This is a genomic window from Campylobacter aviculae, assembly GCF_005406215.1.
Classification (GTDB): Bacteria; Campylobacterota; Campylobacteria; order Campylobacterales; family Campylobacteraceae; genus Campylobacter_D; species Campylobacter_D aviculae.
Window position 1 is genome coordinate 1 of sequence record NZ_NXMA01000011.1, and the last position, 23,473, is coordinate 23,473.

Consider the following 23,473-nt stretch of genomic DNA (forward strand, 5'->3'; position numbering starts at 1 on the left):
GCCAAAGCCTGTATTAAAATTTAACATTGTTTTAATCCTTATTTATTTTGGAATAAAATAGCAAATTCTATTCCAAAATTTAAAATTGTGAAATTAAATCACTAAAATTGAGTAACAAGAATTTTATTTAAATCCTTACCTACACGATTTAAAACTTCTCGAGCAACACTGCTATTAGCATTTGCACTTCTAATTTTATAAATTGTATCTCCATTTATACCTACAACCATACCACCATTTGAAAATTTAACTTGAGGAATTCCAAAAGGACCTATAATCGTAGTTTTTGTTGCAGTTACAGCTAAATACTCTCCTAATTCTGGATTGGCAATCGACGCAAGATTATTGTAAGCTTGTTTATTGGTGTATAAGTCTGAACAACGACCTCCACCAAAACCACAAAGAACTCCATTATCTTGTTCATATTCAGTAGGTTTTACAATCACACCAATTTGACTTAACTTTGTCATACCTAAATTAATGTTTTGAAAAATAAAAACACTATCTCTAAAAAGCTTATACCCACCCTTAACTTGTTTCATCTCATCTAAATTAAGAGCTTTAACACCTGCACTATTATCACTGAGTGCACCATTGCTGACTTTAGCTAGAAAATCATCTGCAAAAGCAGAACTTGCTAATAAAGCACCTAAAGTTGCAATGCTAAGTAACTTTTTGATCATATTTGCTCCTTCTATGTAAAAATATAACATAAATTATTTTATCATAAATGATAATTTTAAATCAAATTTTTAAAAGTCTTAATTTTTAAGGGTTTAAATAATGTTTATAATGAATTTATAACACTTTAAAAGTTTTTTATTTTTTTAATATAATTTAATAATAATGTGTAAATTGGTAATATTATTTAGTAATTAATTTTAATAAATTTTCTAAACCTTAATATTCACACTTCTATGTTTAGTTTTAGTTCTAGAACTTAATTTACTAAGATGATTGGTATTGGAATTGTTATTTGTATTGTCATTCGTATTAGAACTATTATTATCTATTTTTACATCAAAAAGAATTTCTAATTCTTTTACTAAATCAAATTTATTTTCAAGAAGTTTTTTTATGAGTTCATTTCTTATATTATCATCTTTATAAGTTTCTTTGTTTTTACTTTCTGCTTGGATGGGTTTAAAGGGTTTGTCTTTTGTTTGATTAGTTTCGTTGGTTTGTTGTGTTAAGTTAGAATTATTTTGTTGTGCTATTTGTGCCTTATATTTTTCTCCCATAGCGTCACTCTTAGCTTTCATTTCTAGCCATTGTTTTTTGAATTCTTCTACACTACTTATATTTTCAGTTAAAGAAAGCATCTTCATCATACTTGAACCTATATTATCATCTAGGGCATAAGTAATATTATTATCTTTCATAAATTGATATAACTCTTGTATTTTATCTGCTCCAAAATTGTCATCAAGACCTGCTAACTTGCCTGCAATTGTTGTTTCACCGCGTAAAAATTGAGAACTATCATTTGAAGCAAAAAATGCCATTAAAACTCCGCCTTTAGATATTGAACCATCTATGTTTGTATAAATATTTTTTCCTATATCCACACCTGTGCTTAATTTAAAAATATCTGATTTTTTATTGATGTAACCATCACCAAAACTATCCCAATCAGGAAAGCTTATAGTATTTTTTAAAGAATTTTCATATAAGTTTTTATCTGTCATATCTACAAAACCTGTAGGATTTGAGCTAGCAGCTTTATAATATTCATCTTTAGTATAGATTTTTGTTACTTGCAAGGTTTTACTATCCCATTGAAACCATTGTGGAATTTTATTTATATCTTCAGTTGTAAAATTTCCTTTTGGCTCATCAATAAGTTGTGAAAAAACTTTATAAGCTCTCCCTATACTTTTAGCTATATCTAAACTTGTAAAAGCTTTCACCGTATCTATTTGATCTTTTACAAAATTCTCCATACCCTTAGCATAAATCTTATAATCTTTAGGTATTCCTGCAGCTTCATTGAAATCACTGGTAAAAAAACCATCTTCATCTACACCATAACCTAGTATTTTATTAACGGCCTTAGATTTATCACTTACTAAATTTGAATTTGTTTGTTTTAATGAGGTATTGTTTGAAATATTGTTATTATTATTTAAATTTGTATTGTTGTTTATTTCTTTATTATTATCTACCAAATCATTTGTTTTAGAATTCTTTTTAGAATTTAAAGTATTTGTATAGTAATTATAATTTGAGTAAGAATTTATATTATTTATCATTTTACTGCCTTTTGGTTATAGTGGTAGATAATTTACCATTTCTACCTTATATATCGGTAGAAATGTAGAAAAGTTTAGTGAGAAATGCGACCAATCTGTAAGCCACCAAAATAGCTATCAAACTTATCTTTATACCCAATACTTAATTGCCTAACTATTAGATTATTATTAAGAACTTGACTAGATAACTGATAAATTTGTCCATTAGGAGCCAACATAATAGCTGCATAAGTAAAATAGTTATAAGGAGTTCCTAAACTTGAAACAGTCCAATTGTTTTGAGCTAAAAAACCTAAGTAATACTTAGAATTTTTTGGATCTTTTTCTAAAGTTGCAGTTTTCCAAGCAGTTTCTTCTGCTGGTGTAAGAGTTCCAGCTAATGCAGCAGCTCTATGATTGGCAATAGCAAGACATACATTACCTGAACACTGGGTAGAAACAGGATACCACCCACCCTTAACTTGTTTCATCTCATCAAGGTTAAGAACTTTAACACCTGCACTATTATCACTGAGTGCACCATTGCTGACTTTAGCTAGAAAATCATCCCCAAAAGCAGAACTTGCTAATAAAGCACCTAAAGTTGCAATGCTAAGTAATTTTTTAATCATAATTTATCTCTTCTATGATAAAAATATAACATAAACTATTTTATCATAAATGATAATTTTAAATCAAATTTTTAAAAGTCTTAATTTTTAAGGGTTTAAATAATGTTTATAATGAATTTATAACACTTTAAAAGTTTTTTATTTTTTAATATAATTTAATGATAATGTGTAAATTGGTAATAAATTAGAATTTATAAAAATCATTCATTCCTTAAAGTATCTAAAACATTGATTTGAGTTGCTTTTTTAGCCGGATAAAAAGAGGATAAAGCGATAATAATCAAAGCTCCAATGATCGTCAAAGTAAAATCCATAATCGACAAATCAAGCGGTAATTTACTCGTCCCATAAACATCGGCTGGTAAGGTAACGATATCGAAATTTCCTAGAAGCCACAAAGCGATAAAAGCAAGTAAAATACCCACTATCATACCACCACCACCTATAAGCATCCCTAAAGCAAAAAAACTTTTTTTAACCTCTGCTTTGCTCGCACCCAAAGCAAATAAAAGAGCGATTTCGCTACGACGATTCATAACGATCATTAAAAGAGAACTGACTATATTTAAACTGGCAACCAAGATAATCAGCATCAAAACTATAAAAAGCGCTCTTTTTTCAAGCTTTAAAGCTGAAAAGAAATTTTTATTTTGTTCCCACCATCCTATAACGATATAATCATCTTTTAAATAATTTTTTATTTTTTCCACATCTTTAAAAGCATCATCGCTATAAACATGGATTCCATCATAACCTTGATTTTCATTCATTCCAAGAACTTTTCTTAAAGCCTTAACATCAGTATACATATAAGCTTTATCATAAAATGCTAGTCCAGAAGTAAAACGAGCCTTTACTTTAAAACGTTTAGTTTGTGGGATCAAAGAAAATCCACTAGGATTAAAATTTGAAAAAATAAGTGAAATCATATCGTTTTTACGTAAGCCATACTCATCCACCAAAGCCGATCCTAAAAGTATATCAAAACCACTTAAATTTTGATCTTTAATAGCCTTAGCAACGATTTCATTGATCTGAATTTCATCTTTAAAATTGACACCAAAAAGCACTCCGCCTTCAAAGCGATTATCTCCTTTTACAACAACTTGAGTGCTGACATAAGGACTAAAAAGTAATTTAGGAAATCTTTCTTTAAGTTCATTAACTAATTCGTCGTTAGCAGGAGCGTAGAATTTTGGCATTATTGTAATAGGATAATTCATTACAAAAAAACGTTTTTCAAACTCCTTATCAAAACCATTCATGATAGCCATTGCTACAAGTAAAACGCAAAGTCCTACACATACGCCCAAAAAAGCTAAAAGCATAGATAAATTGATAAAGGGTTGCTCTTTATCAAATCTTAAATATTTAAAAAGTAAATATTTTAAAACGCTTTTATTCAAGCTAAAATCCCTTGTTTTGGACCGCTTTTTCCATGGCATTCTTTAAATTTTTTACCACTCCCGCAAGGACAAGGTGCATTTCTAGGAACTTTTTTAAATTCGGGCTCATCAAACCCATCTTCACTCACACCAATTTCTACTGAATTTTCAAGGATTTTTTCATTCTCTTTACTTGCTTTGTTTTCTAAATCTTTTACTTCTTCTTGATTAAATCTCACACTAAAAAGTAATTTAATGCTATCAAATTTGATACGATTGACAAGCTCTAAAAAGAGATTATAGCTCTCTTTTTTATATTCTACCAAAGGATCTTTTTGATTGTATCCGCGAAGACCTATACCTGTTTTTAAAATATCCATTTGATATAAGTGTTCCCTCCAAGCATTATCTAAAACTTGCAAATACAAAATACGCTCGATATTGTGCAATTCTTTTTCATCTAATTTTTCCATTTTCTGATGATAAGAATTTTCTAAAATTTCACTTAATTTATCTTGCATTTCAATCAAGCTAAGATTTTCAAAATCACTTTCTTTGATTTCAGTAGAACATTCATCAAAAATTTTATTTTTTAAAATTTCAAAATTAAAATCCGCATTACTCTCTTCAAGCATAAATTCGCTCATCACATTCGCACTATATTCTGCAATATTTTGCGATATTTTAGCTTTTATATCATATTCTTCATCTAATAATTCATTGCGATAACGATAAATAGTCTTTCTCTGCTCATTGGCTACATCATCGTATTCAAGCAAATGTTTCCTACTTTCAAAATGCAAACTTTCAACTTTTTTTTGGGCATTTTCAACCGCCCTTGTAACTATGCTTGATTCTATATGCTCACCTTCTTTTATACCCAAACGTTCCATGATTCCTTTGATACGATCTCCGCCAAAAATTCTCAATAAATTATCTTCTAAACTAAGATAAAAACGGCTTGTTCCAGGATCGCCTTGACGTCCTGCACGACCACGAAGTTGATTATCTATACGGCGACTTTCATGTCTTTCAGTTCCTATGATATAAAGGCCGCCTAAAGCTCTTACTTCATCGTCAATTTTGATATCAACCCCACGTCCTGCCATGTTGGTAGCTATGGTTACAGCTCCTTTTTTTCCAGCATCTTGTATGATTAACGCCTCTTGCTCATGATTTTTAGCATTTAAAACATGATGAGGAATTTTTTCTTTTGCCAACATATTGTGAAAAACTTCACTTCTTTCTATGCTTGCTGTTCCTACAAGAACAGGTTGTCCTTTTTTATTTGCTTGTTTAATCTCTTCAATTACAGCTTTAAATTTTTCATTTTGCGTTTTATAGATCAAATCATCTTTATCTTGTCTTTTGATAGGAATATTAGTTGGAATTGAAATCACATCCAAGTTATAAATTTGTGAAAATTCTGTCGCTTCTGTTTGTGCTGTTCCAGTCATACCGGCGAGTTTTTTATACATTCTAAAATAATTTTGAAAAGTGATATCGGCTAAAGTTTGGCTTTCTTCTTGAATTTTTACATTTTCTTTAGCCTCTAAAGCTTGGTGAAGTCCTTCACTAAAACGGCGTCCTTCGCTTAAACGCCCAGTAAATTCATCCACTATAATCACTTCTTTGTTTCTTATAACATAATGCACATCCTTCTCAAAAAGATTGTGAGCTTTTAATGCTTGATCAAGCTGATGAGCCAAAATAGCATTATCGAGACTATATAAATTTTCCACCCCAAAGAGTTTTTCCGCTTTTGCAATCCCTGCTTCAGTGATTAAGATATTTCTATTCTTTTCATCAACTACGAAATCTCCTTCAGGTTTAGCAGGAGGCAATACCGCCTCACCTCTTTTCATCTGTTTTGCTACTTCATTAGCCTTGATATAACCATCTAAGGTTCGATTGGTAGGACCGCTGATAATCAAAGGAGTTCTTGCCTCATCAATCAAAATGCTATCTACTTCATCCACAATAACAAAATTATGCTCTCTTTGAACTTTTTCAGCCTTTGAAAATTTCATATTATCTCTTAAATAATCAAAACCAAATTCATTATTTGTTCCATAAGTAATATCGCAATCATAGGCTTTTTTATGCTCCAAATCGCTATTTTGCGATGAAAGAACAACGCCGACACTAAATCCTAAAAAATTATAAATTGCACTCATTTGCTCGGCATCTCTTTTTGCCAAATAATCATTAACGGTTACAACATGAACACCTTTTCCACTCATAGCATTTAAAACGACAGGTAAAGTTGCCACAAGGGTTTTTCCCTCTCCTGTTTTCATTTCGGCAATCTTACCTTCGTGCAAAACCATTCCACCGATTAATTGCACATCAAAATGACGCATATTTAAGGTTCTTTTTCCTGTTTCCCTTACTATTGCAAAAACATCATTTAAAATATCATCTTCTTTTTTTTCTCCGCCTAAAATTTGGTTTTTAAGTTGTAAAAATTCAGCTTTAAGCTCATCATCGCTTAAATTTTGATATTTAGATTCAAGCATATTAATCTGTGCCACTCGTTTAAAATACTTTTTTATCTCACGATCGTTTTTTGTTCCAAATATGACTCTTAAAGCATTTAAAAACATTATTTAAACCTTTTACTAAAAAAATTTTAAGCCACTATTATAGCTATTATTTAATTAAAATTAGCTAGAATTAGTAAAAAATTTAAGGAAAATAATGAAAAAAATTTTTATATTTTTTTTAATCACTATGGTTAAACTTTGGGCTATTGATCTTGATTTTAACACCTATTCAAGTAATTTTACCCAATTAATTAAGTCTAAAAATTCAACACTTCTTTATAGCGGGCATTTTATCATAAGCAAAGACAAGGCATTTTGGGAATATGATACACCCAATAAAAAAGAAATCTATATCAATAAAAATCAAGTCGTGATTATAGAACACGATTTAGAGCAAGCCATCTTTTCAAAACTCGATAATATACCCAATCTTAATCAAATTTTTAAAAATGCTAAACTAATATCAAAAGATAAACTTTTAGCAAAGTATAAAAATATTAACTACACTATTACTTTAAATCAAGAAAAAATTCAAACTATTGCCTATAAAGACGAATTTGAAAACGACGTAACAATAACCTTAAGCAATGAAATCAAAAATCCTAAAATTGATTCTAAGGTTTTTGAATTTAAAATTCCAAAAAATTACGACATAGTTCAATAAGAAACTATTGAACATGGCTTGAGTTATTATCCAATTTTAAATCAAAACCCGTGCTTGAATTTTCATCAGCAATAGCTTTTGTTGTATTTTTTTCTTGAAATATTTTTGGCGGATTTTTAATTAAATCCTGTTTGATTTTTTCCTCAAGCTCCAAAGGACTAATTTTTGGAATATTAAGAGAATCTGGGTTGATTTCTCCATTGTCTTGTTTTTCATTATCTTCTTCTGTGTTTTTAAAAAGCTGCCCTATTTGTTTTGATTCAGGTATATTTGGAATTGAAATATTATTTGAAGTTTTTACTTGCGGAACTTCAGGAACGCTTAAATTTTCTAAAACTTTTTTAACTTCATTGCTTGTATTATTTTTTTTAGCTTCAGTACTTTCTAAAAATCTTTTAAATTCCTCTAAATCAAATTTTTCAACTCCGCTTAAAGATAAAATATAAATTTCATCAATATTCATTTTATATCTTTTCTCCACAAACTTTTTTAAAACTTTTTTAAAATTATCCTTGCCAATCTCAGTAAACATATCTTCATAAAAAAATCCAGAAATCACGGTATTGATAGAATCGATTAGCTTAAGTTCATTCTCTTCTAAATTTTTTCCCTCAAAATCTAAAGAAATTTCAATCTTTTTAAGAGTATTTGATCCACTTTTAGAATATAAATCCGTTCTTAGTTTGGATATCTCAAGACTTTGTGCATGTAAATTTAAAAATAGAAAAATTACAAAAAATATTTTTTTCATTTTTATTTCCTTATATTAAGAGATATTGTCTTCAAATTCAAGATCCAAAAAAACATTGTCTTTATAAAAATCAATAACCCTAGAATCAAATTTTAAAATACTTGCAAAATAAGTTTCAAATTTCACACCCTTAGTAAAATAAATTTTTAAGGTGTTGGGATTGATTGCTCGTGATAATGCTACATAAAGTTGTCCGTTCTCAAATATATGATCTATATCACAAACTAATTTTTCTATACTCATACCTTGGGATTTATGTATAGTAATAGCATAGGCTAATTTTATAGGGAATTGACTCACACTTGCTAGAGTATTAACGAACAGTTCTCCATTATTTTGCTCAATTTCCTCCATAAAAAAAATATAAGGCTCAAGCATGATATTGATCCCATTATTTTTTACAATACTAATATAAATTTTATCCTCATCGTAGATGATATCCTCAATTATTCCTTGTTCGCCATTATAATAATTTTTATCCCAGTTATTGATACAAAAAATAATTCGAGCTCCTATTTTAATCTTAAGCTCTTCTAAAATATTTAAGCCCTTAATCCAACTTTGTAATTTATGATCCTCAAGATCTTTATCTTCTTTTTGAATTTTAGCTTGAAAACTAACCAAAGGAGTTGATAAACGATTGAGTTTGTTTTCATTGATTTCATTTACCTTTTTGTTTATCCCACAAAGCAAGGTATAATCATCTTCTAATTTTTCCAATTCCCTTGTATCAATGCACATTTGCTCAAATCGCTTTATAATCTTTTCATCTAAAAATCCCTGTCTTATTAGAGATAAATTTTTATAAAATTCTAAATTTTGAGTTCTTTTGGACTGAGAAAGCTTAACATTTTTAAAATTTAAATCTTTCCAAAAAAAAGAAGAAAAAGCGTAATAGGAATTTAAAAAAAGCGTCTCTTTTTTTTCTCTAATCACAGGGGGTAATTGAAAAAAATCTCCTACAACTAAAATTTTTCCATCAAATCTTGAATTTTTTATCCTAAAACCTATCATTTCAAAAATATTAGCACTCACCATAGAAATTTCATCGATAATAATAAGATCGATTTTCTTTAAATTCTCATTTAATTTAGCGATTTTTTCCTTTTGTTTGCGATCAAAAACACTCAAAGCTATTATATCTTCGCAATAACCCAAGCAAAAAAAACTATGCAAAGTAACTCCGCCAATATTAAATGCTGAAAGGGCACTAGAGCCTAAAGCGACTACAAACTTACCTTTTTTCTTATAAGAATTTATCAAATTATTAGTCAAAAAACTCTTTCCTACACCAGCGCCACCACTTAAAAAAACATTATCATTGATTAAAATTTTTTCTAGTTTATCAAGCATTATATTTCCTTGGCTTTAATTATAACGATTTTTTGTAAAAGGTTGATTATGCAATATATTTTAGTTTTTTCTCTATTGTTTTTTACAGCTTGCTCTTTTAAAAACCCAATAAACCATCTTAAAGAAAATAAAACAGATACGCATTATGCAAAATTAGAATTCAAGCAAAGTATTGATATATTACCCAAATATGACCAAAATATCAATCTTGATGCTAAAAATTATAAAAAAATCTTTTTCAAACCTTGGCACTCTTCTTTTAAGAACTATAAAAATCAAAATCTATTTTGGTCCTTTCCAATCTATTTGAATTTAAAAAATAAATATTATTTTTTTAATAAACAAGAAATCTCCAAATCTTGGTTCAAAAAACAAATTGAAAATGCCAATACAAGCAATATAGGAAAATTAAACCAAAAGGCCTTAGTGATCCAAAACACTCTACTTAAAAATTTCCCTACACAAAAAGCAATACTAAAAAATCCTTTTCAAGAAAACGAAGGTTTTCCATTTGACTATGCAAATGATGGAATTTTAAATATTGGCACACCTGTTTTAATTTCTCACTATACAAAAGATAAGCGATACGCTTTTGTGGTAAGTGAAACTGGATTTGGTTTTGTCGAGAGTAAAGATCTAGAGATATTTTCTAATCCTAGAGCAAAAATTTATGAAAAACTTGATTTTATTACACCGCTTAAAGAAAAACAAGCTGTTTTTAGTGAAAATAATCATTTTTTCTTTGAAACTAGAATCGGTGCTATTTATCCATATTATAAACAAGATAAAAAATATTTTTATGGAAAGATTGGTTCTAAAAAATATAAAATTTTGAAAAAAGATGCAACCAAATTTCCTTTAAAATTAAACGATACTAATTTAAAAAACCAATTAAATCAAATGCTTGGTTTGCCTTATGGGTGGGGTGGATATAATTTAGAAAGGGATTGTTCTTTATTTACTCGTGATGTATTTTCAGCTTTTGGGCTTTATTTGCCAAGAAATTCAAGTGCGCAAAAAAATGCTTTTCATCATTTTGATATCAGCATGTTAAATAATAACCAAAAAAAAGATTTTTTAGATCGATTTGGAAAAGCTTATATAACCTTGCTTTATATCCCAGGACACATTATGCTTTATGCTGGAAAAGTTGAAAATAATAATATAGTTATACATAATATCTGGGGATTAAGAAAAGGAGAAACACAAAGACTTATCATAGGAGAAAGCTCAATCACTTCTTTAGAAATAGGAAAAAAAGAAATTCTCGAAAAAAACCTATTGCTTTCAAAACTTAAAGAGGTAAGCTTTATCAGTTTAAATCAAAAAGAAATCGATGAGATAAATAAGTATTTAGCCAAAGATTTATCTAATCGATAAATCTTTTATTTAAATTATGAAAATATTCTATACGTCTATCCCTTAAAAATGGCCACCAACGCCTTACATTTTCACTTCTTTTTTTGTCAATCTCTATAACCTTAACACATTCGTTTTCATTATCCAACAAACAAAGCTCTTCTCCTTGAGGGCCAAAAATAAAAGAATTTCCCCAAAATCTTATTCCATCCTCTACCCCACTTGCGTCTTTTTCAAACCCAACACGGTTAATCGCAGCCACAAATAAACCATTAGCAATAGCATGTCCTTTTTGAACTCCTAACCAAGCTCCAAGTTGCTTTTGCTTTTCTTCTTCCTCATCCTTATCAAACCATCCAATAGCCGTAGGATAAATAAGAATTTCAGCCCCCTGCAAAGCCATCAATCTTGCCGCTTCAGGATACCATTGATCCCAACAAATCAATACTCCAAGCTTACCCACGCTCGTTTGAATTGGTTTAAAACCTAAATCGCCTGGCGTAAAATAAAATTTTTCATAAAAGCAAGGATCGTCAGGTATATGCATTTTTCGGTATTTTCCGGCTATACTACCATCTTTTTCAAAAACAACGGCTGTGTTATGATAAAGTCCCGCACTACGTTTTTCAAACAATGAGGTTAATAAAACTATATTGTGCTTTTTAGCTATATTTGACCAAAACTCAATATCTTTTTCATAATCATTTGCATAATCAAAATAAGCAACATTTTCGCTTTGACAAAAATATTCACTTTGATGAAGTTCTCCTAAACATACAAGATCGGCTCCTTTTTTTACTGCCTCTTCTATGAATTCACAAGTTTTTTTTATCGTTTGTTCTTTATTGGAATGAAATTTTTGCTGCACAAGAGCTATTTTCATTGTCTTTGCCTTTCTTGTTCTTGATCATCATAAGGATCTAAATGAATTTGCATATCCCATTTTTCATCTTTAAACATCAAACGCACATTATTTTCAATCTCATCTGAAATTTTATGCGCATTTAAAAGCGAAATTATAGGACAAAAAACCAAATGCACACTTAAATAATTACAATTTGGCGTTCTTCTCGTTTTTAACTCATGATAAGAAATAACCTCTGGATGTTTGGAAATTAAAGTACAAATTTGATCAACTTGATCTTTTGGTAAAGCCTGATCCATTAAAAATGATAAAGCTTTTTTAATAATCTTAAAAGCAGAAAAGGCCGTATAAAGGCTGATTACTATCCCAAAAATAGCATCGATAATATATAAATTTGTAAAATAAATCAGCACCAAAGCAAGTAAGGTGCAGATATTGGTTAAAAAATCACTTCTATAATGTAAAGCATCACTTTCAATGATTAGACTTTTTGTTTTTTTTGCTACATAATTTAAAAAAAGGATGAGAAAAAAAGTTACAATAAGAGCAAAAATCATAACATAGATACTTGAATTTAAATCAATAATTTCTTTTTTATAATAAATTTTTAAAATACTTTCATAAAAGATAAAAATACCTACGCATACGATAAAACCACCTTCTAAAAGACCCATTAAAGCTTCGATTTTAGAAAAACCGAAATTATAATTTTCATTTGCCCTTTGCGCACTCTTTTTTAAAGCCAAAAAATTAAACGCAGAAATTGCAAAATCCATCAAAGAATCAATCGCACTTGAAAGCACTGCAACCGATCCACTCATCAAGCCAACTACAAATTTAACACAAGCCAAGCTAAGGGCACAAACACTTGCAATGATAGTGGCTTTTTTTTGCAAACTCATCTTAAACCCTTAAAGCGATTTTGACAAGAACAATGCAAAGAACCATTTTGACGCACAAATACTCTCGCATCCACTCCCACAATCTTTCGATCAGGCAAAGCCTTAGAAAGCCTTTCGATTACGATATTATCATTATCATCTTTATACAATGGAACGATTAAGGCATTATTGACAAAAACAAAATTTGCATAGGTTGCACCCATTCTACGATTATCATAAAAAAAAGGCTTAGGCAATGGCAATGGCAATAAATTAAATCCTGTTTTTTCAAGCTCTTCTTGCATTTTCTTTAAAGGTAAAAAATGCTCATCTTTTTCATCTTCGCAAACACAATGTGCTATCGTATTTTTATCGATAAATCTAGCCAAAATATCCACATGAGAATCCGTATCATCTCCTTTAATAAAACCATTTTCTAGCCAAATAATATGTTTTAATCCAAAAATTTCTTTTAATTTTTTATCGATTTGAGTTTTATCAAGATGAGAATTTCTATTTGTATTTAAAAGACAATTTGTCGTCGTAAGCATAACTCCATCGCCATTAAAATCAATACTTCCACCCTCTAAAATAAAATCGATTTTTTCAAGTTTTTCTTTAAATTTTATATCAAAAAGTTTAGAATTTACAGCATTGTCTAATTCGCTTTGAAATTTATTTCCCCAAGCATTGAAGGTAAAATCAAGAGCTTGCAAACGATCATCCTTTAAAACATCTATAGGACCAAAGTCCCGTATCCACGTATCGTTTGTATTGCATTTAAAAAATTCAACGTTTTTTATATCCTTAAAAGGGATAAAATCTTGATCTTGCGGAGCAATCAATAAAACCTTTTGAAATTGACTTACAACCCTTACAAATTCTTGATAGCTTTCTAAAATTTCGTTCAGATAAGGCTTCCAATCTGTCTTTTCATGTGGTAAAGAAAGGATTAGATATTCTTGCTCACTCCATTCTGGTATTGATTTTATCATTATATACCTTTGCTGATTAAAAGATTTAATTGTGTTTGTGAAATAAATTTAAGAAAGTAGCCCACAAAAAAGGGCTAAAAAATTATTTGAAAAAGATTTTCACTTTACCATTATTTAAAACAAGCTTTCCATCTTCGTTTGAAATTTTAAAAGTTCCATTAAAATTGGAAAGGAAAGAATTTTCAAAATCCATTACATCCAAAGGATGGCAAAGCATTTGAGTCGATGCAGCACGATCTCCGTTGATTTTTATAGCATTGCCATTATTGGTGTATGATCCAAAAAAGCGATTACAACCTGCATAACCGTAAAATTTATCTTTATCAAAGCTAATATTTGGAGTTTCTTCGGCATTCTTAGGATCAAATGTTTTTCCATTGACTACAATTTTTTCTATTTTCAATAGTTGATTTTGCATAAGTTTATTTTGAGCGTTTGAAGTCGAATCTGAAGTTACTGAAGTACTCGCACAACCTGCAAAAAAAGCTGTAGCTAAAGCGATTTTTAGTGTTTTTTTCATATTTTTATCCTTTAAATTTGAAATTGCTTTAATTCGTTATCAAGATTATGACATACTATTTTTAACTCATCAGCAACTTGAAGCAAAATTTTTGAAATTTCTTCATTTTTTTCACTTGCTTCAACATTTTCCTCCATTCTCATTAACAAATCTTGTATATTTTCTTGACTTGCTTTTATTTTTTGACTACATTGATGCACAAGATTTTTTGCATCTTGATTGCAAAATTTAACTTCATTTGCACTATTAACTAATAAATTTGTGTCTTCGTTTAAAGAATGAATTTTTTGAGAATTATCCTTAAGTTCATTAGCTACTTTTTCTATGCTGATTAATAATTCTTTTGTAATGACTGCGACACTATTTAAAAATTCTTCACTGTTATTCGCAAGCAATCTTATATCTTCTGCAATAACAGAAAACCCTTTTCCATAAATTCCAGCTCTTGCTGACTCTATACTCGCATTTAAAGATAAAAGATTAGTTTTATCAGCAATTTCATTCATCATTTGAGTAGCTTTTTGTATATTTTTTGCTTGCTCAACCATACTTTCAATTTTCTTGGCTAAGCTGTTTTCACTTTCGGCTATATCTGTAACTTTTTGTGCTACTGCAAACAAAGATTGAAGCATTTGTTCTAATAATTCATAAGATTTATCATTAGCAATATTTGCATCACTTGATAAATTTGCCAACTCTCTTAAATCTGATCCTATACTATTTCCAAGATGAAAACTCGAATCAATCTTTTTGTGATTTAGCTCTGTAATTTCGTTTAAAGAGGTTGCATTTGAATTTAAAAGAATGCTTTGGTGTTCCACATTTTTAGAACTCAAACTTGCCCCGCTTACAGCTTTATGGGTTTTTTCAATAAACTGATTTATATATCCACAAGCAGTTGCGATTTCATCTTGACCTTTGATACGAATCCTTGCTTTTAAATTTCCACTGCCTTGAGCCAATTCTTTAGCATGATTTAAAAGCTCCAAAACAGGACGACCTATAACGATTTTTAGTACAAAAAGCACAACTACTAAAGTTACTATTAAAGCAATTGTAAAAATCACTATATAGGTTTGGCTTGTTCTTGAAATATCTTTTTCTATATTTTCTAAAGAATGATATACATCCATAACACCTATAACGCTACCTTCCTTTACATTTGCATGACAAGCTATACATGTTTTATTTGCAACCAAAGGACGAATAAGTCTTAAATGATCTATTCCATTAATACTTTGTTCTAAAGAAATCAAACTAGGATTTGAAAATTGATCTAAAATAATATTTTCGTTAGAAGTAATAGGATTTTTAATATCAAAAAGCTCTATCGTCTCTTTGGATGGATAAATTTTTATATCACTAATTCCATCTATAGTTTTAGCATCATTAATAGCTTCTTTTATTTTGTCCGGATCACCTAAATTCATAGCCATTCTCATAGTTTGAAAGACTAAATTGCTAGCTGTGTTAAGATTTTCTTTGCTCATCTGATTGGCCGTATTTTTAAAATCAAAACTAACTATAATTTGCATAATCACAAAGCTTAATAGTAAAACAACAAAAATCGCTGATGAGACTTTAAATCCAATAGTCTTAAACATTTACGCATTACTTTCACATATAAAATATTACATCATTGTACTAAAAATATTATTTAATTTTTATTAAATAATATTTTGATTATCAAAAAATGGAATTATTGTATTTTAATGTAAAAAATGTCTCACTCCGGTAAAATAAAGAGCCATAGCGTATTCATCCGCAGCTTTTATCACTTCATCATCTCTTATGCTTCCACCAGGTTCAACTATAGCCTTAACTCCAACTTTACTTGCTTCATCTATGCTATCTCTAAATGGAAAGAAAGCTTCACTTGCCAAAACACAACCTTGTAAATCAAGTCCCATTTCATTAGCCTTAGTAATGGCTGCTTTTGCTGCGTCAATTCTGCTCGTCATTCCCATACCTATAGCTACCATAGCTCCATTTTTAACATAAACGACATTATTTGATTTTGTAAATGCAGCAATTTTCATAGCAATTTCTAAATCTTGAAGTTCTTCCTTGCTTGCTTCTCTTTTTGAAACAAGCTTGGCATTTTTAAGTTCATCATTGCCTACTTCATCACTATTTTGATACACAAATCCACCATCGATATGTTTAAAATCATGCGCATCAAAACTACGCACTAAATAAGGATTTTCTTGAGTGAAAATTTTAATACGTTTTTTACCCTCAAATACCTCCAAAGCCTCTTTACTTACATTTGCAGCGATTATCACTTCGACATAAATTTCATTTATTTTTTCAGCTAAAGTTTTATCAAGTGTTCCATTGATTGCAACCACTCCACCATAAGCACTTACATTATCACATTTTAATGCGCTAATATAGCTTTGTAAAAGATTTTCTTTGATTGCAAAACCGCAAGGATTTCCATGTTTTACTATTGTAACTGCTGGAGAATCGCCAAAACTACTAGCTAAATTTAAAGCCGCATTGATATCGGTAAGATTGTTAAAACTAGCTTCGCCTTTAAGGGCTTTGAAATTGGTGCTAAAAAAGGAGTCAAACTCATACAAAGCACCTTTTTGATGAGGATTTTCCCCATATTTGGTATCAAAAACCTTTTGTCCTACTATAAATTTACTTGCTCCAAAACCCCCATTAAAACGCTCGTTCATATAATTTGCTATATAAGAATCATAATTTGCTGTATGCTCATAAGCTTTTATCATTAAATTTAGGCGAAATTTTTCATCATTTTTTTCATTTTTTAAAGCCTCAATCACCTCTTCATAATCAAGTGGATTACAAATCACCATCACATCTTTATAGTTTTTTGCTGCAGATCTGATCATCGCAGGTCCGCCTATATCGATATTTTCTATGATTTCATCAAAATCATCACTCATAATAGTAGTCTTTTTAAAAGGATACAAATTCACACATACCAAATCAATACCTAAAATTCCATTTTCTTTGGCTTGTTTAACATGATTTTCATCATTTCTTTTATGTAAAATTCCCCCATGAATTTTAGGATGCAAAGTTTTTACTCGCCCTTCAAAAAGCTCAGGACTTTTTGTAAAATCACTCACTTCTACAACTTTTATCCCATTTTCTTTTAAAATTTTAAAAGTTCCACCCGTTGAAAGAAGCTCAAAACCTAAATTTTCAAGCTCTTTGGCAAATTCTACTATACCTTCTTTATCACTGACGCTAAGCAATGCTCTCATTTTACTCCTTTAAATATTTTTGTAATCTGTCATAATTCTTTTGCAATTCTACAAATTGATTATGTGCCTCTTTTTTCCTATGTAGTGGTACGAGATCGGGGTGAAGTTGCCTTGCTAATTCTTTATAATGTTTTTTTAAATTTTCTTTATTTAATGTTTCTTGTGTTAAATCAAAGATTTTTAATAGCATATCAAGTTCGCTTTGTTCAAAATTATTTATTTGCTCTTGTCTAGAAAAATCTTTATCTTGTTCTTTTTTATACCGTTTGCTTTGATTTAGTTTTTTATAAGCTTTAATATAAAGCAAACTTTCTGTTTTCTTAAATAAAAAGATTACTCCCAAACTAATAATATTAACAGCGACACAAATTCCAAAAATATTAAAAATATAATTATAATTTATTCTTCTTATATTGATAATTTCTTTATAATATCCACTAAATTGATGTGCAATTAAATTGATAGTATCAAAATAAAAAAATACAATAAGTAAAATAGTTAGAAGTGTCACCCATATTAAAGACAGAAAAAATTTAGCATTCCAAGATAAATATTTAAAGACTATTACACTGCATTTTATAGGATAATATATAAAAGCTTTTGAGAAATAATATGGTGCAAATACAAAAGCAGCCAAAGAACGACCGAGAATTTGCCAAATATTATCGATTAATTTAGACAAAATTGCTTCAGCAATAAAAATGATGGCACTACCAACAAGAGTAATCAGCCAAGCACTTATAAAAAAAACTAAAATAGCTGCAATTAGACTCTTTTTATCAAAACCTAAAAAATATAAAATTTCGCCTAAAACACCTCTAAGATGATACGCTTCTTGTGCGGCAATTAATCCACCAACAATACAATAAACAAAAACACAAATACGCATTATAGTGACAATTATACCCAAAGCCATATACAAAAGCATTTTCATTTATTTTCCAAATGCTTTTTAATTTTTTCATAAGCTTCGTTGATTTTTTGGAACTTTTCTACCCCTTTTTTGATTTCTTCTTCGCTAACATTATTTGCATTTAAAATATCAGGATGGTATTTTTTTGCTAAATTTCGGTATTGTTTTTTTACAGCATTGATATCAGCATTTTTTGGTAATTCTAAAATTTCAAAAGCTTCATCCAGACTGATTTGTTGTTTAGAAGTGTTTAAATTTGAAAAATTATTGATAAAATTTTCTAATTCACTTTGGCTTATATCAAAAGCCCTTGCAATTTGTTCTAAAATTTCTTTCTTTTTAGGGCTAAATTCTGCATCAATAAAAGCCATAAAAACAAGTACCCTAAATACATTAAAACGCTCATTTTTTGGCAAAGGAACTTCTTTTAAAAAATCTTTTGCTACTTCAAAAGCATCGTTTAAATTTTCTTTATGTTCATTAAAACTTGCTTTTAAAAATTCTCTTTCTCGCCTATCTTTTGCATTGGCATCTAAAATTTGAGTGATCATATCGGCTTCATCTTGACTGATTCTGCCGTCACTTTTTGCAATTTTTGCCAAAAGTGCGATCACATAATAATTCATCCGCCTTTTAAATTCATCTATTCTTTCTTCCATCACACCACGCATAAAGCCTTTTGCAAAACCTTTAGCACCGCGTGCAGTAGAATTGAAAAAATCTTGCTTTCCCCAAGTTTTATAATACCAATAAAAAACTAAAATAACTAAAATGATTAAAATTAAACTCATTGAATTTGCTCTTTAAAACTTTCAAAATAAAGATTTTCTAGCTCTTTTTTACTTAAGTTAATATCATCGAGTCTAAAACAATCCTCATCGGTACTTACGCCTAATTTGTGAGCTTTTATCTTAAATTCTTGAATTAATTGTAAAAATTGTTCTTCACATGCTTCATCAACGCCTACTATAACACGACTAAAGCTTTCATCAAAAATCATTTTTTTATCATTAAAACCACTTTCTAAAATCATACCTTTTTTAGAAATAGCGCACATTTTTGCCAAAGTTATAGCAATGCCACCTATACCAACACTATTTGCACATTCAAGCAAAGATTTTTGATTTGCTTTATAAAGAAAATCCCAAAGCATTAATTCTGCTTTATAATCTATATTTTTAAGATTTCCTGCTACTTTTTTATCTTGAATTTTCATCACTAAAGAACCAGAAAAATTACCTAAAGTTTCTCCTAGAAGATAGATTCTAATTCCAGCCTTATCAAAATTTGTTTTTAAAACGCGATTAGAATTTTCTAAAACGCCAACATTTACAATGGTAGGACTTGGATAAATACTCACTCCTTCTGTTTCATTATATAAAGAGACATTACCACTAACCACAGGGGTATTTAATTCCTTACAAGCCTCCTTAATCCCCTCGCATCCTTGCGCAAATTGCCACATTACTTCAGGATTTTGCGGATTCCCATAATTTAAACAATCGCTAATTGCTAAAGGTTTAGCTCCGGTACAAGCTACTTTTCTTCCAGCACTTGCCACAGCTGTAATTGCTCCAAGTTTTGGATCGATATAATTTAAACGAGAATTACATTCTATAGCCATTGCTATAGCCGCATTGTTTTCTTTTACGCGTATAACACTCGCACCCAATCTTCCATCAGCCTTAATTGTATTGGTTTGCACGCTTGAATCAAATTGATCATAAATAAAAGCTTTATCATTAACATTTTCATTTTTTATCATCTGAATGAATAAATCTTGTATATTGTTTTTCAACTCAAACTGATAATCTTTAATACTATCTAGATATTTTGGCTTACTTATTGGACGGTCTAAAATAGGCGCTTTCTCACTTAAAGGTTCAATAGGTATAAGCCCTACAAGTTCATCTTTCCAAAAAAGTTCCATATTTCCCGTATCAGTCACTTCACCCATTACAACAGCATCTAAATCCCATTTTTTAAAGATTTCTATCACTTTATCTTCATAGCCTTTTTTTGCACAAATAAGCATTCTTTCTTGAGATTCGCTAAGCATTAGCTCATAGGGTGTCATACCGCTTTCACGCATAGGAGTTTTATCAAGATAAAGCTTCATTCCACTTCCACTTCGTCCCGCCATTTCAAAAGAACTTGAAGTAAGCCCAGCAGCTCCCATATCTTGAATTCCTACAATAAAATCAGTTTTAAAAAGTTCTAAGCACGCCTCCATTAAAAGTTTTTCACTGAAAGGATCTCCTATTTGCACTGTTGGTCTTAAACTTTTATTTTGTTCATTAAAGCTATCGCTAGCCATAACAGCACCGCCGAGCCCATCTCTACCGGTTTTTGACCCTACATAAATCACAGGATTTCCTACCCCTTCAGCTTTGGCATAAAAAATATCTTCTTTTTTGCAAATCCCTAATGCAAATGCATTGACTAAAATATTTCCATTAAAACATTCATCAAAAGAGCATTCTCCACCTATGGTTGGAACACCCATACAATTTCCATAATGAGAAATTCCACTTACAACCCCTTTGACAAGATATTTTTGATGATTTCCATATTTTTCATCATAAATATTTCCAAATTTTAAAGAATTAAGTCCAGCAACAACTCTTGCACCCATAGTAAAAACATCGCGTAAAATTCCACCTACTCCAGTTGCTGCCCCCGCAAAAGGTTCAATAAAGCTAGGATGATTATGACTTTCAACCTTAAAAACCGCTGCCATATCTTGACCTATATCTATCACCCCTGCATTTTCACCAGGACCTTGGATCACCCAAGGTGCTTTGGTTGGAAAGCCATTGAGGTATTTTTTACTTGATTTATAAGAGCAATGCTCGCTCCACATAGCAGAAATAACACCTAATTCAAGTAAATTAGGTTCTCGTCCAAGAATTTCTAAAATTTGATCATATTCTTCATCGCTGATTTTATGTGCTTTTATAATTTCTTTATCCATATTATTACCTTTCATTTTCCTAAACAAAAATTATTAAACATTTCATCTAAAATCTCATCTCTTTCAAAATCTTTAGTAAATTTAGAAAGTTCACCTATCGCCAAATTTAATTCAAATGCAAAAAGCTCTAAAGAACTTTCTTGCAAAAGATCCTTTGCGCTTGATATAGCCTCACTTGCAATTTTGCAAGAATTAATTAACTCCAAAGAACTTACCATAGTATCTTCAGCATCAAAAGAATTGAGATATTTTTCCAATTCTTCTTTAAGCAAATTAATATCATTTTGGGCGCTAAGTTTTATAAAATCTATATTTTGACTATTTTCAAAAACCTCACACAAATCAGTTTTGTTTAAAATCCAAAATACTTTTTTATCACTATTTTGCAATAAATTATAAATTTCTAAATCTTCCTTATCCTCTTTTCTAGAAGAATCAAAAACAGCCAAAATGATATCCGCATCTTTTAAACTTTTTTTGCTTAATTCCACGCCTATTTGTTCTATTTTATCTTTACTTTCTCTAATACCTGCTGTATCAATAATGCGAAGTAAATAAGAACCTAATTTAAAATTTTCTTCTATAGTATCACGTGTCGTCCCTGCTATATCTGAAACTATGGCTCTTTTATAGGAAAGTAAAGCATTTAAAAGAGAGGATTTTCCAACATTTGGCTTACCCACTATAGCTATTTTAAAACCTTCTATAAGTCCTTTTTTACTTTGAGAAATCGTATAAATTTCTCTTAAAATTTTAGCATTATCTTGACACATAAGACTAATTTGTTCTAATAAATCAGGTGGCAAATCATCATCAGCATAATCAATACTTGTTTCCACAAAAGCTAAAGTTTTAACTAAATCGGTGCGGATTTTTTCTAAAAGATCTCCTAAATCACCTCGCATATTTCTTGCGATAACTTTAGCTGCAAGAGCAGATTTTGAAACGATTAAATCTTGTATGTTTAAAGCCTTTAAAGGAGTCATTTTTCCATTTAAACAGGCTCTTTTACTAAATTCTCCAGCTTGAGCTAATCTAGCTCCTAAATTTACAAGCTCATCAAGCAAAATCTCACTCACGCTAAAACCACCGTGAATTTGAAATTCCACTATATCTTCACCTGTAAAACTAAAAGGTGCTTTAAAATATATAACTATAGCCTCATCTAAAAATTCATCTTTGTGATTATAAAGTTTGGTAAAAGTAGCATAACGCGGAATTAATTGTTTTTTTTTACTTAATCTTAAAGCAATTTCTAAAGATCTCTCACCACTCAATCTCACGATAGAAATTGAACCTATTCCATGTGCTGTTGCAATAGCTACTATAGTATCATTCATCTTTTTTCAAAAAATCATTTATAACTACAAATCTTTGATTATTATTTTGCCTAATACCCACATATTTATGCGGAAATTCAGCCCTTAATTTCTCTAAAGCAATTTTAATTAAAACTCCATCTAAGGGCTTAGTTTGACCATTACCATTGGTTTTAACCTTTTTAATTACATCTTGAAGATAAATTTGCATATTTTGAATTTGGTTTTCTAAAAATTGAGCGATTTCAAGACGCACTAAAAGATCATATTTTGCATTAATCCAGCTATGTAAAAGATAAGAAATAGCCTTATAACGATGTGCTTCTTTCCCGATAAGCAAAGCCGCATCTTCACCATCTAAATGAATAAATACACTTTCATTATTGTACATTTTTATTTCTATTAAAGAAATATTAAAACAAGTTGATGCAAGCAATTTCTCAAGCTGAATACGAATTTCATCTAAAATATCTTGAGTATTTCGACTATCCTTGCTCTCACGATGAAAACTATCAAAAATTTTATCACTCTTAACAATATATTCTTCTTTTTTTAACTTTGAATTCACTATTTTACTATTTACTTTAATATCTTTTTTAATGTTTTCTGATTCAGAAGATATTTTTTCTCGAAACTTATTTGGATGAGAATTCCTTTTTAAATTTTTTTTACGATATTTATTTTTTACACTCGCTTCAATAATTGCATTTTTACGTCCAAAGCCTAAAAAACCATTTTTCGGATGCTGTATAATCTCATACTCTAAATCAACTACCGAACACTCAAGATTTTTTGAAGCCTCGGTTAATGCGGTTTGAAGATCTTTAGCTTCGATTCTCATAC

The 23,473-nt window shown here is 29.7% G+C and carries 20 protein-coding genes; 2 read left to right on the plus strand and 18 right to left on the minus strand.

Annotation, left to right across the window (positions count from 1 at the left end):
- Positions 1-101: 101 nt before the first annotated feature.
- The 5 genes from CQA76_RS06530 to secA all read right to left on the minus strand — a co-directional run bounded on the left by CQA76_RS06530 (position 102) and on the right by secA (position 6,854).
- Positions 102-683 (minus strand): hypothetical protein, encoded by a 582-nt coding sequence (locus tag CQA76_RS06530; protein ID WP_137622620.1) that lies wholly within the window; start codon positions 681-683, stop codon positions 102-104.
- A gap of 210 nt (positions 684-893) precedes the next feature.
- On the minus strand, positions 894-2,252 hold the full coding sequence (locus CQA76_RS09055; RefSeq protein WP_170999722.1) for a Cj0814 family flagellar-dependent secreted protein: 1,359 nt from the start codon (positions 2,250-2,252) through the stop codon (positions 894-896).
- 74 nt (positions 2,253-2,326) lie between these two features.
- Positions 2,327-2,863 carry a hypothetical protein gene (locus CQA76_RS06540; protein ID WP_137622621.1) on the minus strand — a complete coding sequence of 179 codons (537 nt, stop codon included), beginning with the start codon at positions 2,861-2,863 and terminating at the stop codon, positions 2,327-2,329.
- Positions 2,864-3,063: 200 nt separating this feature from the next.
- Entirely contained in the window at positions 3,064-4,269 is a 1,206-nt protein-coding gene (locus CQA76_RS06545) for an ABC transporter permease (RefSeq protein ID WP_137622622.1), read from the minus strand.
- Complete coding sequence (gene secA, locus CQA76_RS06550; RefSeq protein WP_137622623.1) at positions 4,266-6,854, minus strand: preprotein translocase subunit SecA; 2,589 nt, start codon at positions 6,852-6,854, stop codon at positions 4,266-4,268. The genes CQA76_RS06545 and secA overlap by 4 nt, the downstream gene beginning before the upstream one ends.
- A 94-nt stretch (positions 6,855-6,948) precedes the next feature.
- On the opposite strand from secA, the gene lolA reads away from it, so the two are divergent.
- Entirely contained in the window at positions 6,949-7,458 is a 510-nt protein-coding gene (lolA, locus tag CQA76_RS06555) for a LolA-like outer membrane lipoprotein chaperone (protein WP_137622624.1), read from the plus strand.
- 4 nt (positions 7,459-7,462) lie between these two features.
- On the opposite strand, the gene CQA76_RS06560 is transcribed toward lolA, so the two are convergent.
- Together CQA76_RS06560 and CQA76_RS06565 are read right to left on the minus strand one after the other, a co-directional pair.
- Positions 7,463-8,209: a hypothetical protein gene (locus tag CQA76_RS06560; protein WP_137622625.1), complete on the minus strand. Its 747-nt coding sequence runs from the start codon at positions 8,207-8,209 to the stop codon at positions 7,463-7,465.
- A 15-nt stretch (positions 8,210-8,224) separates the two neighbouring features.
- Positions 8,225-9,562 carry an ATP-dependent DNA helicase gene (locus tag CQA76_RS06565; RefSeq protein ID WP_137622626.1) on the minus strand — a complete coding sequence of 446 codons (1,338 nt, stop codon included), beginning with the start codon at positions 9,560-9,562 and terminating at the stop codon, positions 8,225-8,227.
- 48 nt (positions 9,563-9,610) lie between these two features.
- Here CQA76_RS06565 and CQA76_RS06570 point away from each other — a divergent pair, with 48 nt between their 5' ends.
- On the plus strand, positions 9,611-10,942 hold the full coding sequence (locus CQA76_RS06570) for an SH3 domain-containing C40 family peptidase (protein ID WP_137622627.1): 1,332 nt from the start codon (positions 9,611-9,613) through the stop codon (positions 10,940-10,942).
- Here the strand turns inward: CQA76_RS06570 and CQA76_RS06575 are convergent.
- From CQA76_RS06575 to CQA76_RS06625, 11 genes are all read right to left on the minus strand, one after another.
- Positions 10,932-11,804 (minus strand): N-carbamoylputrescine amidohydrolase, encoded by an 873-nt coding sequence (locus tag CQA76_RS06575; RefSeq protein WP_137622628.1) that lies wholly within the window; start codon positions 11,802-11,804, stop codon positions 10,932-10,934. The genes CQA76_RS06570 and CQA76_RS06575 overlap by 11 nt on opposite strands.
- Positions 11,801-12,688 carry a cation diffusion facilitator family transporter gene (locus CQA76_RS06580; RefSeq protein ID WP_137622629.1) on the minus strand — a complete coding sequence of 296 codons (888 nt, stop codon included), beginning with the start codon at positions 12,686-12,688 and terminating at the stop codon, positions 11,801-11,803. The genes CQA76_RS06575 and CQA76_RS06580 overlap by 4 nt, the downstream gene beginning before the upstream one ends.
- Complete coding sequence (locus CQA76_RS06585) at positions 12,685-13,662, minus strand: agmatine deiminase family protein (protein ID WP_137622630.1); 978 nt, start codon at positions 13,660-13,662, stop codon at positions 12,685-12,687. The genes CQA76_RS06580 and CQA76_RS06585 overlap by 4 nt, the downstream gene beginning before the upstream one ends.
- Positions 13,663-13,744: 82 nt before the next feature.
- Complete coding sequence (locus tag CQA76_RS06590) at positions 13,745-14,182, minus strand: META domain-containing protein (protein ID WP_137622631.1); 438 nt, start codon at positions 14,180-14,182, stop codon at positions 13,745-13,747.
- Between the two features lie 11 nt (positions 14,183-14,193).
- The gene (locus tag CQA76_RS06595) at positions 14,194-15,786 is read right to left on the minus strand and encodes a methyl-accepting chemotaxis protein (protein WP_137622632.1); all 1,593 of its coding nucleotides are present in this window, start codon (positions 15,784-15,786) and stop codon (positions 14,194-14,196) included.
- 105 nt (positions 15,787-15,891) lie between these two features.
- Positions 15,892-17,424, minus strand: coding sequence for a bifunctional phosphoribosylaminoimidazolecarboxamide formyltransferase/IMP cyclohydrolase (gene purH, locus CQA76_RS06600; RefSeq protein WP_137622633.1), 1,533 nt, complete (start codon positions 17,422-17,424; stop codon positions 15,892-15,894).
- A 1-nt stretch (position 17,425) separates the two neighbouring features.
- Positions 17,426-18,358, minus strand: a complete 933-nt coding sequence (locus CQA76_RS06605) for a J domain-containing protein (protein ID WP_137622634.1) — start codon at positions 18,356-18,358, stop codon at positions 17,426-17,428.
- On the minus strand, positions 18,355-19,128 hold the full coding sequence (locus CQA76_RS06610) for a J domain-containing protein (protein ID WP_137622635.1): 774 nt from the start codon (positions 19,126-19,128) through the stop codon (positions 18,355-18,357). The genes CQA76_RS06605 and CQA76_RS06610 overlap by 4 nt, the downstream gene beginning before the upstream one ends.
- Entirely contained in the window at positions 19,125-21,311 is a 2,187-nt protein-coding gene (gene purL, locus CQA76_RS06615; protein WP_137622636.1) for a phosphoribosylformylglycinamidine synthase subunit PurL, read from the minus strand. Before purL ends, CQA76_RS06610 begins: the two co-directional genes overlap by 4 nt.
- Before the next feature lie 11 nt (positions 21,312-21,322).
- Entirely contained in the window at positions 21,323-22,651 is a 1,329-nt protein-coding gene (gene mnmE / locus CQA76_RS06620) for a tRNA uridine-5-carboxymethylaminomethyl(34) synthesis GTPase MnmE (RefSeq protein WP_137622637.1), read from the minus strand.
- Positions 22,644-23,471: a Jag N-terminal domain-containing protein gene (locus CQA76_RS06625; protein ID WP_137622638.1), complete on the minus strand. Its 828-nt coding sequence runs from the start codon at positions 23,469-23,471 to the stop codon at positions 22,644-22,646. The genes mnmE and CQA76_RS06625 overlap by 8 nt, the downstream gene beginning before the upstream one ends.
- Between the last annotated feature and the right edge of the window lie 2 nt (positions 23,472-23,473).

Bases quoted from the DNA above. Each gene is read 5' to 3' on its own strand.
- CQA76_RS06570 (WP_137622627.1), top strand. From the start codon at position 9,611: ATGCAATATATTTTAGTTTTTTCTCTATTGTTTTTTACAGCTTGCTCT.
- CQA76_RS06540 (WP_137622621.1), bottom strand. From the start codon at position 2,863: ATGATTAAAAAATTACTTAGCATTGCAACTTTAGGTGCTTTATTAGCA.
- CQA76_RS06530 (WP_137622620.1), bottom strand. From the start codon at position 683: ATGATCAAAAAGTTACTTAGCATTGCAACTTTAGGTGCTTTATTAGCA.
- CQA76_RS06605 (WP_137622634.1), bottom strand. From the start codon at position 18,358: ATGAAAATGCTTTTGTATATGGCTTTGGGTATAATTGTCACTATAATG.
- CQA76_RS06625 (WP_137622638.1), bottom strand. From the start codon at position 23,471: ATGAGAATCGAAGCTAAAGATCTTCAAACCGCATTAACCGAGGCTTCA.
- CQA76_RS06595 (WP_137622632.1), bottom strand. From the start codon at position 15,786: ATGTTTAAGACTATTGGATTTAAAGTCTCATCAGCGATTTTTGTTGTT.
- lolA (WP_137622624.1), top strand. From the start codon at position 6,949: ATGAAAAAAATTTTTATATTTTTTTTAATCACTATGGTTAAACTTTGG.
- CQA76_RS06565 (WP_137622626.1), bottom strand. From the start codon at position 9,562: ATGCTTGATAAACTAGAAAAAATTTTAATCAATGATAATGTTTTTTTA.
- CQA76_RS09055 (WP_170999722.1), bottom strand. From the start codon at position 2,252: ATGATAAATAATATAAATTCTTACTCAAATTATAATTACTATACAAAT.
- CQA76_RS06590 (WP_137622631.1), bottom strand. From the start codon at position 14,182: ATGAAAAAAACACTAAAAATCGCTTTAGCTACAGCTTTTTTTGCAGGT.
- CQA76_RS06560 (WP_137622625.1), bottom strand. From the start codon at position 8,209: ATGAAAAAAATATTTTTTGTAATTTTTCTATTTTTAAATTTACATGCA.
- CQA76_RS06580 (WP_137622629.1), bottom strand. From the start codon at position 12,688: ATGAGTTTGCAAAAAAAAGCCACTATCATTGCAAGTGTTTGTGCCCTT.
- purL (WP_137622636.1), bottom strand. From the start codon at position 21,311: ATGGATAAAGAAATTATAAAAGCACATAAAATCAGCGATGAAGAATAT.
- CQA76_RS06610 (WP_137622635.1), bottom strand. From the start codon at position 19,128: ATGAGTTTAATTTTAATCATTTTAGTTATTTTAGTTTTTTATTGGTAT.
- mnmE (WP_137622637.1), bottom strand. From the start codon at position 22,651: ATGAATGATACTATAGTAGCTATTGCAACAGCACATGGAATAGGTTCA.
- purH (WP_137622633.1), bottom strand. From the start codon at position 17,424: ATGAGAGCATTGCTTAGCGTCAGTGATAAAGAAGGTATAGTAGAATTT.
- secA (WP_137622623.1), bottom strand. From the start codon at position 6,854: ATGTTTTTAAATGCTTTAAGAGTCATATTTGGAACAAAAAACGATCGT.
- CQA76_RS06585 (WP_137622630.1), bottom strand. From the start codon at position 13,662: ATGATAAAATCAATACCAGAATGGAGTGAGCAAGAATATCTAATCCTT.
- CQA76_RS06575 (WP_137622628.1), bottom strand. From the start codon at position 11,804: ATGAAAATAGCTCTTGTGCAGCAAAAATTTCATTCCAATAAAGAACAA.